The sequence below is a fragment of the Streptomyces lacaronensis genome (assembly GCF_047337785.1).
Classification (GTDB): domain Bacteria; phylum Actinomycetota; class Actinomycetes; order Streptomycetales; family Streptomycetaceae; genus Streptomyces; species Streptomyces lycopersici.
This window is the reverse complement of sequence record NZ_JBLHDK010000003.1, coordinates 7,417,462-7,427,898: the sequence shown is the minus strand read 5'-3', so window position 1 is coordinate 7,427,898 and position 10,437 is coordinate 7,417,462. Positions and strand designations below refer to the sequence as shown.

The window sequence follows — 10,437 nt, the reverse complement described above, 5'->3', positions numbered from 1 at the left end:
GCTTGGGCCCGCGTCAGGAATCGTTGCCGTCGAGGCTGTCGAGGTCGAGCGCCATGTCGATGAGGTGCTGGACGTCCATCTCGTCGATGGACTCCGCCTCGTCCTCGGCGCGGCTGGGGTCGGAAGTGGCGACTTGTGGATCGGCCAGCCTGAGCAGCGTGTCCAGCAGCCCGGCCTCCCGGATCCGGCTCATCGGGATGGTGGCCAGGGTGCGGCGCAGCTCGGCGTCCTGCGGATCGAGGTCCACATCGGGCAGGGCGTGGCCGGGGCCGTGGCCCGGTCCGTCCGGGACCAGCTCGGTCAGCAGGTGCTCGGCGAGCGCGGCCGGTGTCGGGTAGTCGTAGACCAGGCCGGCGGGCAGCTTGAGGCCGGTGGCCGCGCCGAGCCGGGTGCGCAGTTCGACCGCGGTGAGCGAGTCGAAGCCCAGCTCGTTGAATGCGCGCCCGGCCTCGACCTCGTCGGCGGACGCGTGGCCGAGGGCGCTGGCCACATGGGTGCGGACCAGCTCCAGCACCGCGTCCTCGCGCTCGGCCGCGGACAGCCCGGCGAGCCGCTCGCGCAGGCCCGGCGCGCCGCCGGCCGCCGCCTTGTCCGCCGGCCCGCCGTCGCCGCCGCCGCGCAGGGCCTTGGCCACCTGCGGCAGATCGTCGATCAGCGGGCGGGGGCGGGCGGCGGTGAAGGCCGGGGCGAAACGCTCCCAGTCGACATCGGCCACCGTCACGGCGGTCTCCTCGCGGGAGAGCACCCGCTGGAAGGCGACCATGTTCACCTCCGGTGCCATGGGCGGCAGTCCACGGCGGCGCAGCTGCTCCTCGGCGTCGCCCTCGGCGGCCATGCCGCCCTCCGCCCACGGGCCCCAGGCCACGGAGGTGGCGGGCAGGCCACGGGCCCGGCGCTGTTCGGCCAGCGCGTCGAGGAACGCGTTTCCGGCCGCGTACGCGCCCTGGCCGCCGCTGCCCCACACCCCGGCGATCGAGGAGAAGAGCACGAAGGCGTCCAGCGGGTCGGCGTCCGCGCCGAAGAGCGCGTCGAGGTGGACCGCTCCGGTCGTCTTGGCCGCCACGATCCGGGCGAACTCGGGGAGTTCGGTGCCGGTGCCGGGCTCCTGGGAGATCCCGGCCGAGTGCACCACGGCCCGGACCGGGGTGCCGTTGGCCGCCAGCTTCTCCACCAGCGCGGTGAGCGCGTGGCGGTCGGCCACATCGCACGCCTCGACGGTCACGGCGGTCTCGGTGCCGGACAGCTCGGCCACGATCTCGGCCGCGCCCGGCGCGTCGGGGCCTCGGCGGCTGAGCAGCACCAGCCGCTCCGCGCCGTGGTCGGCCAGCCAGCGGGCCACATGCCGCCCCAGGGCGCCCGTGCCACCGGTCACCAGCACGGTGCCGCGCGGCGTCCAGGGCTCGGCGGCCGCGGTGGCGGCGGTGCGCGGGGCCGGGACGAGACGGCGTACGAAGACCCCGGTGGCGCGGATCGCCACCTGGTCCTCGTCGTCCGACCCGGCGAGCACGGCCGCGAGCCGGTCCAGCGCCCGCTCGTCCACGGTCTCCGGCAGATCGACCAGACCGCCCCAGCGCTCGGGCTGCTCCAGGGCGACCACGCGTCCGTAGCCCCAGACCTGGGCCTGGGTGGCGCTGTCCAGCCGGTCGGCGCCGCCGGTCGAGACCGCGCCCCGGGTGGCGCACCACAGCCGCGCCGGGGCGTCGTCGCCCCGCCGCGCCAGCGCCTCGGCCAGCGCACCGGTCAGCGCGAGGCCGACCGGCACCGCCGGATGCTCCGGGTGCGGCCGCTCGTCCAGCGCCAGCAGGGACAGCACCCCGGCCACCGGGCCGTCGGCCGACGCCGCGGCGAGGCGGTCGGCCACGGCGGCGGGGTCGGTGTCCACGGCGTCCAGTTCCAGCGTGACGACCCGCGCGCCGCGCCGCGCCAGATCGTCGGCCACGGCGGTGAGCCGCGGGTCGTCGGCGTGGCTCGCCGGAAGGACGGTCAGCCAGGTGCCGGAGGGGGCCGGGGCGCCCGACACGCCGCCCCGCGGGCTCGGCTTCCACACCACGTTGTAGAGGTGGCCGTCGGCGGCGGACCGCTCGCGCTGGGCGCGGCGCCACGACGACAGGGCGGGCAGCACCGCGCTGAGCGGCTGGTCGCCCTCGACCCGCAGCTCACCGGCGAGCGACTCCCAGTCCTCGCGCTCCACGGCCTCCCAGAACCGCGCGTCCACCGCGTCCACGGCGCCCTCGGCCGGGGCCCCGGCCTCCGGGGCGGTGTCCGGCCAGTAGCGGCGGCGCTGGAACGCGTAGGTCGGCAGGTCCACGCGGTGTGCGCCGGTCCCGGCGAAGTACCCGGCCCAGTCCACCTCGGCGCCCCGGACATACGCCTGAGCGAGCGCGGTGGTGACGGTCTCGGCCTCGGGACGGTCCTTGCGCAGCACGGCGGCGAAGGCGGCGTCGGCCTCGGAGTCGGCCACGCAGTCCTGGGCCATGGCGGTCAGCACACCGTCGGGGCCCAGCTCGACGTAGGTGGTGACGCCCTGGGCTTCCAACGTCCGTACGCCATCGAGGAAACGCACCGCCTCGCGGACGTGGCGCACCCAGAAGTCGGGGCTGGTGATCTCCTCGGCGGAGACCAGCTCGCCGGTCAGGTTGGACACGATCGGGATGCGCGGGGATTCGTATGTGAGTCCCTGCGCGACCTCGCCGAACGCGTCCAACATGCCGTCCATGCGCGGGGAGTGAAAGGCGTGGCTGACGGTGAGCCGCTTGGTCTTACGGCCCTGGGCCTCGAACGCGGCCGCGATCTCAGCCGCCGCGTCCTCATCGCCCGCGATGACGACCGACGTGGGCCCGTTGAGCGCGGCGATCGAGACACGCTCGTTGAGCAGCGGCGTCACCTCGTCCTCGGACGCCTGGACGGCGATCATCGCGCCACCCTCGGCAAGCTCCTGCATCAGACCGCCACGCGCGGTCACCAGCTTCGCCGCGTCGGCCAGCGAGAACACGCCCGCCACATGCGCGGCGGCCAGCTCACCGATCGAATGGCCGGACAGGAAGTCCGCCTTCAGACCCCACGCCTCGACCAGCCGGAACAGCGCCACCTCAACCGCGAACAAGGCAGGCTGAGTGAACCCCGTCTGGTCCAGCGCCTCGGCGTCATCCCCGAACAGAACCTCGTGAAGCGGCCGTTCAAGGTGCGCGTCCAGCTCCGCGCACACCTCGTCCAGCGCGTCCGCGAACACCGGGTAGGCGTCGTACAGCTCACGCCCCATCCCCGGCCGCTGGCTGCCCTGACCGGTGAAGAGGAACGCCACCTTGCCCCCGGACACCGAGCCCTCGACGAGCCCCGCCGCGCCACGCCCCTCGGCCAGCGCCGCGAGCTGGTCGCCGAGGAGGGCGCCGTCCCGGCCGAGCAGCACGGCCCGGTGTTCCAGGGCGGCACGCGAAGTGGCCAGGGAGTACGCGAGGTCGAGCGGGCGCGGACCGTCGGCCCCGGCGGCGCCCGCGGAGGGGCGCAGCCGTGCGGCCTGGGCCCGTAGCGCGTCCTCGGTACGGGCCGAGACCGGCCAGGCGAGGACGGGCAGGGACCGCTCCGGGGCGGGCAGGGGGACCGCGTCCATGGCCGGGGCCTGCTCGATGATGGCGTGCGAGTTGGTGCCGCTGAAGCCGAACGACGACACGCCCGCGCGGCGCGGACGGCCGGTCTCCGGCCAGGGCCGGGCCTCGGTCAGCAGCTCGATATCCCCGGCGGTCCAGTCGACGTGCGGGGTCGGCTCGCTGACGTGCAGGGTCCGCGGCAGCACACCGTGCCGCATCGCCATGACCATCTTCATGATGCCGGCGGCGCCCGCCACGGCCTGGGTGTGGCCGATGTTGGACTTGACCGAGCCCAGCCACAGCGGACGGTCCTCGGGCCGGTCCTGGCCGTAGGTGGCGAGCAGCGCCTGCGCCTCGATCGGGTCGCCCAGCGTGGTACCGGTGCCGTGGGCCTCCACGGCGTCGATGTCCGTGGCCGACAGCCCGGCGCCCGCGAGGGCCTGCCGGATGACGCGCTGCTGGGACGGGCCGTTGGGCGCCGTCAGGCCGTTGGACGCGCCGTCCTGGTTGATGGCGGTGGAGCGCAGGACGGCGAGCACCGGGTGACCGTTCCTGCGCGCGTCGGAGAGCCGCTCCACCAGGAACAGGCCCACGCCCTCGGACCAGTTGGTGCCGTCAGCGTCCGCCGAGAACGCCTTGATCCGGCCGTCGGCGGCCAGTCCGCGCTGCCGGCTGAACTCCAGGAAGGCACCCGGGGTGGACATGACCGTGACGGCACCGGCCAGCGCGAGCGTGCATTCGCCGTTGCGCAGCGCCTGCGCGGCCAGGTGCAGCGCCACCACCGAGGACGAGCAGGCGGTGTCGATGGTGACCGCCGGGCCTTCCAGCCCGAAGGCGTAGGAGAGGCGGCCGGAGGCCACGCTGGAGGAGTTGCCGGTGCCGAGGTGGCCTTCGAGGCCCTGCGGCTCGTTCAGCCACAGGGTCAGGTAGTCCTGGTCGTTGGAGCCGATGTAGACGCCGGTACGGCTGCCGCGCAGCGCGGCCGGGTCGATCCCGGCCCGCTCGAACGCCTCCCAGGTGGTCTCCAGCAGCAGCCGCTGCTGCGGGTCCATCGCGAGGGCTTCACGCGGCGAGATGCCGAAGAACGAGGCGTCGAAGTCGGCCACGTCGTGCAGGAAGCCGCCCTCGCGGGTGTAGCTGGTGCCCTCGAGGTCGGGGTCGTCGCTGTAGAGGGTGGCGAGGTCCCAGCCGCGGTCGGCGGGGAACGGGGTGATGGCGTCGTCACCGGCCACCAGCAGCTGCCACAGCTCCTCGGGCGAGTGCACCCCGCCGGGGAAGCGGCAGCTCATGGCGACGATCGCGATCGGGTCGTCGCGGTCCACCGCGCTGATCACCCGGTCGGGGACGACAGCGTCGGCCGGGTCCCCCACGATCTCCTCGCGCAGATGGCCCGCCAGAGCGGTCGAGGTGGGGTAGTCGAAGACGAGCGTCGGCGGCAGCCGCAGCCCGGTGGCCTCGCGCAGCAGGTTGCGCAGCTCGACGGCGGTCAGGGAGTCGAAGCCCAGGTCCTTGAACGCCCGGCCCTCCTCGACGGCCTGCGGGCCCGCATAGCCGAGGACGGCCGCCACCTGCGTACGGACCAGGTCCAGCAGCAGCCGGTCCTGCTCGGCCGCGCTCAGCCCGGCCAGCCGTTCCGCCAGCGCGGAACCGCCGCCCGCGGCGGTGTCCACCGCGCGGCGCACCGGGACCCGCACCAGCCCGCGCAGCAGCGGCGCGAGCGCGCCCGCCGCGGCCTGGGCGCGCAGCGCCACGGCGTCCACGCGCATCGGGACCGGTGCCACCTCGTCCGTGGTGAGCGCGGCGTCCAGGAGCGCCAGGCCCTCCGCCGGCGACAGCGGCGGCAGCCCGGCCCGCCGCATCCGGCCGATGTCTGCCTCGTCCAGGCCACCGGCCATACCGGCGCCCGCCCAGGGGCCCCAGGCCAACGAGAGGGCGGGCAGACCCTCGGCGCGGCGGTGTGCGGCCAGGGCGTCCAGGAAGGCGTTGGCGGCAGCGTAGTTGCCCTGGCCGGGGGTGCCGAACACGCCCGAGGCGGAGGAGAACAACACGAAGGCGGTCAGGCCCAGCTCGCGGGTGAGCTCGTGGAGGTTCCAGGCCGCGTCCGCCTTCGGGCGCATGACGTGCGTGATGCGCTCAGGCGTCAGCGAGCCGATCACACCGTCGTCCAGCACACCGGCGGTGTGGACGACGGCGGTCAGCGGATGCTCGGCGGGGATGGCGGCGAGGGCCGCGGCGAGCGCGTCCCGGTCCGCCACATCACACGCCGCCCAGCGCGCCTCGGCGCCCAACTCGGCCAGTTCCGCGCGGAGTTCTTCCGCACCCGGGGCCTCGCCGCCACGACGGCTCACCAACAGCAGACGCCGTACGCCACGCTCGGCCACCAGATGCCGGGCCACCAGCCCGCCCAGCGAACCGGACGCGCCGGTCACCAGCACCGTGCCCTCGGGGTCGAAGGTGTTCTCGGTGCCCGTCTGTTCCGCGACCGGCACCCTGGCCAGCCTCGGGATACGGGCCACGCCCGCACGGACGGCCAGTTGCTCCTCGCCCGCCGCCAGCGCGGCCGGAAGCGCCGCGAGCGACGCGTCCTGGCCGTCGATGTCCAGGAGGACGAAGCGGTCCGGGTTCTCGGCCTGCGCCGTACGCAGCAGACCATGGACGGCGGCGCCCGCGAGGTCCGCCACCGGCTCACTGGCCTCGGTGGCCACGGCTCCCGAGGTCAGCAGGACCAGGCGTGAGTCCGTGAAGCGGTCGTCGGCCAGCCACTGCTGGAGCAGCCCCAGCACCTGGGTGGTGGCCTGATGCGCCGTGGGGGCGGGCGAGGGGCTTTCCCCCACCCCGCCCCTTCCCGCAGCATCGATATGCGGCTCCGCCGCGTGGAGGGGCTCCGCCCCTTGAACCCCATCGGGGCTCCGCCCCGGACCCCGGTCCTCAAGCGCCGGACGGACTGGAGATGCCACCACCACGTACTCCGGCAGCGCCGTTCCGGAATCGACGGCCTCGCCCAGCTCCGCGAGGTCCGCGTATGCCGTGGCATCCAACCCGAACGCATCCGTGCCCAGCACCGCCCAGCGACCGCCGCCGGGCGCGCCGGCGCCCGCCCCGGCCGGGAGTCCGGTCCACTCCACGCGGAACAGCGACTCGTGGTACGCCGCCCGCGCGGCCCGCACCTGCTCCGCCGACACGGCGCGCAGGACCAGCGAGTCCACGGCGGCGACCGGCGCACCGGCCGCGTCCGCGATCTCCAGCCGGACACCGTCCGCGCCACGCGGCTCCAGCCGTACCCGCAGCGCCGGGGCGCCGCTCGCGTACAGCGACACGCCGCTCCAGGCGAACGGCAGCCGCCCCTGGCCGTCGCCGTCGCCCATGCCGTCCAGGCCGAGCGCGTGCAGCGCCGAGTCGAGCAGCGCCGGGTGCAGGCCATACGCCTGCGCGTCCGGCGCGGTGGACTCGTCCAGCCGGACCTCGGCGAAGAGTTCGTCCCCGCGCCGCCACGCGGCCGTGAGCCCCTGGAACACCGGGCCGTACCGCAGCCCGCCGTCCGCGAGCGCCGCGTACAGCTCCTCGGTACGGGCCGCCTCGGCGCCCTGCGGCGGCCACGCGGTCAGCGCGAACGACGGCCGGGGGGCGCCCGTGGCGAGCACACCGTCGGCGTGTCGCGTCCACGGCTCCTCGGCCGGCGCGTCTTCCGCGCGGGACAGCACGGTCAGCGAACGCCGTCCGGCGCCATCGGGCGCGCCGACGGTGAGCTGAAGCCGGACGCCGCCGCGTTCCGGCAGCACCAGCGGGGCATGCAGGGTCAGCTCGTCGAGCAGGTCACAGCCGACCTGGTCACCGGCCCGGACGGCAAGCTCCACGAACGCCGTGCCGGGCAGCACCACCGCGCCCCGCACCACATGGTCGGCCAGCCACGGATGCGTATCCACACCCAGCCGTCCCGTGAACACCAGCCCATCGGTCTCCGCCAGCGGCACGGCGGCGCCCAGCAGCGGATGCCCCGCCAACTCCAGGCCCACGGACGCCATATCGCCCACGGACGCCGCACCCGGCTCCAGCCAGAACCGCTCATGCTGGAAGGCATACGTCGGCAGATCGACGTGGTGGGCGCCCCTACCGGCGAAGTATCCGGCCCAGTCCACCGCCACACCGCGCACATGGGCGCGAGCGACGGCCGTGGTCAGCGCCTCGGCCTCGGGGCGGTCCTTGCGCAGCGCGGACACCAGAGTGGCGTCATCGCGGGTCAGGCAGTCCTGCGCCATCGCGGTGAGCACACCGTCCGGACCCAGCTCGATGAACGTCGTCACGCCCTTGGCCTCGAGGGTGCGCACACCGTCGAGGAAGCGGACGGCCTCACGGACGTGGCGCACCCAGAAGTCGGGAGTCGTGATCTCCTCGGCGGACACCACGCCACCGGTCAGATTCGACACGATCGGAATCTTCGGAGCCTCGTAGGTCAGCCCCTCGGCCACCTCGCGGAACGCGCCCAGCATCCCGTCCATACGCGGCGAGTGGAACGCATGGCTCACAGTGAGCCGCTTGGTCTTACGACCCCGCGCCTCGAAACCCGACGCGATCGCGACAGCCGCGTCCTCATCACCCGCGATGACCACCGACGACGGCCCGTTGAGCGCGGCAATCGACACCCGCTCATCCAGCAGCGGCGTCACCTCGTCCTCCGACGCCTGCACCGCGATCATCGCGCCACCTTCGGCAAGCTCCTGCATCAACCGCCCACGCGCCGCCACCAACTTCGCCGCATCCGCCAGCGACAACACACCCGCCACATGCGCGGCGGCCAACTCACCGATCGAATGCCCGGAGAGGAAATCGGGCCGCAACCCCCACGCCTCCGACACCAGCCGGAACAACGCCACCTCAACCGCGAACAACGCGGGCTGAGTGAACCCCGTCCGATCCAGCACCTCGGCATCGTCCCCGAACAGGACATCCTTCAAAGGCCGCTCAAGACGCGGATCCAGCTCCGCACACACCGCGTCCAAAGCCTCCGCGAACACCGGATAGGCGTCGTACAACTCACGCCCCATCCCCAGCCGCTGACTCCCCTGCCCCGTGAACAGAAACGCCGTCCCGCCCTCGACGACCGTGCCCTCGACCAGCCCCGGCCCGGACTCCCCCCGCGCCAGCGCCTCCAGGCCCGCCGCCAGCCCGGCGCGGTCCTCGCCCACGAGCACCGCGCGGCGCTCCAGGGCCGCCCGGCCGGTGGCCAGCGAGTGGCCCACATCGGCGGCGCCGAGGGCGGGTTCACGGTCGAGGTGGGCGGCGAGGCGCCGGGCGTTGTCGCGCAGCGCCGCCGCGTTCCTGGCGGAGAGGAGCCACGGCAGCACGGTGGCGGTGACCGGCGCCGCGTTCGCGGCCGGGGTGGCGTCCCCGTCCGTGGCCGACGACTCCTCGGCCTCCGGCTCGGGGGCCTGCTCCAGGATGGTGTGGGCGTTGGTGCCGCTCACGCCGAAGGCCGAGATACCGGCCCGGCGCGGCCTGCCGGTCTCGTCCCAGGGCCGGGCCTCGGTCAGCAGGGAGACCTGGCCCGCCGTCCAGTCGACGGTCGGCGACGGCTCATCGACGTGGAGGGTCTTGGGCATGAGGCCGTGGCGTATCGCCATGACCATCTTGATGACGCCCGCGACGCCCGCCGCCGCCTGGGCGTGGCCCAGGTTGGACTTGAGCGAGCCCAGCCACAGCGGCCGCCCCTCGGGCCGCTCCTGGCCGTAGGTGGCCAGCAGCGCCTGCGCCTCGATGGGGTCGCCCAGCGTGGTGCCCGTGCCATGCGCCTCGACGACGTCGATCTCGGCGGCGGACAGCCGGGCGTTCTCCAGGGCGTGGCGGATGACACGCCGCTGGGACGGGCCGTTCGGCGCCGTCAGACCGTTTGACGCGCCGTCCTGGTTCACCGCGCTGCCGCGCACCACGGCCAGCACCTGGTGGCCGTGTCGGCGCGCGTCCGACAGCCGCTCGACCAGCAGCACGCCGACGCCCTCGGACCAGCCGGTGCCGTCCGCCGACGCGGCGAAGGACTTGCAGCGGCCGTCGGGGGCGAGGCCGCGCTGGCGGCTGAACTCCACGAAGACATCGGGGTTGGGCATCACGGTGACGCCGCCGACGAGGGCCAGCGAGCATTCGCGCTGCCGCAGCGCCTGGGCCGCCCAGTGCAGCGCGACCAGCGACGAAGAGCACGCGGTGTCGATCGTGGCGGCCGGGCCCTCGAGGCCGAAGGTGTAGGCGATACGGCCGGACAGCACGCTGGTGGCGCCGCCGGTGAGCAGCAGGCCCTCCAACTCCTCCGGCGCGCCCTGGACGTCGGAGCCGTAGCCCATGGCCGAGGCGCCCACGTACACGCCGGTGCGGCTGCCCTTGACGGACGTCGGATCGATCCCCGCGCGCTCGAACGCCTCCCAGGACGTTTCCAGCAGCAGCCGCTGCTGCGGGTCCATGGCAAGGGCCTCGCGCGGCGAAATGCCGAAGAATCCGGGGTCGAATTCGGCGGCGCCGTCGAGGAATCCACCGCCGCTGTTGTAGAAGGTGCCCTTGCGGTCGGGGTCGGGATCGGCCAGTCCCTCGATGTCCCAGCCACGGTCGGCGGGGAATCCCGAAATGGCGTCGCCGCCCTCCGCGACCAGTTGCCACAAATCCTCGGGCGAACCGACACCGCCGGGGAAACGGCAGCTCATCGCCACAATGGCGATCGGTTCCTGCGCGTCCGCCTCCACCTCGGTCAGGCGGCGACGGGCCCGGCGCAGCTCAGTGGTCATCCACTTCAGATTGTCGAGAAGCTTCTCTTCGTTCGCGCTAGCCACGGAAACGTCACCTCCTGAGGTCAGTTGAATTGAGGGCGGTCGTC

The 10,437-nt window shown here is 74.1% G+C and carries 1 protein-coding gene; it reads right to left on the bottom strand.

Annotated features, from left to right (window positions below):
• Nucleotides 1–13 precede the first annotated feature (13 nt).
• Nucleotides 14–10,393, bottom strand: coding sequence for a type I polyketide synthase (locus ACMTAK_RS32180; protein ID WP_413809411.1), 10,380 nt, complete (start codon nucleotides 10,391–10,393; stop codon nucleotides 14–16).
• Between the last annotated feature and the right edge of the window lie 44 nt (nucleotides 10,394–10,437).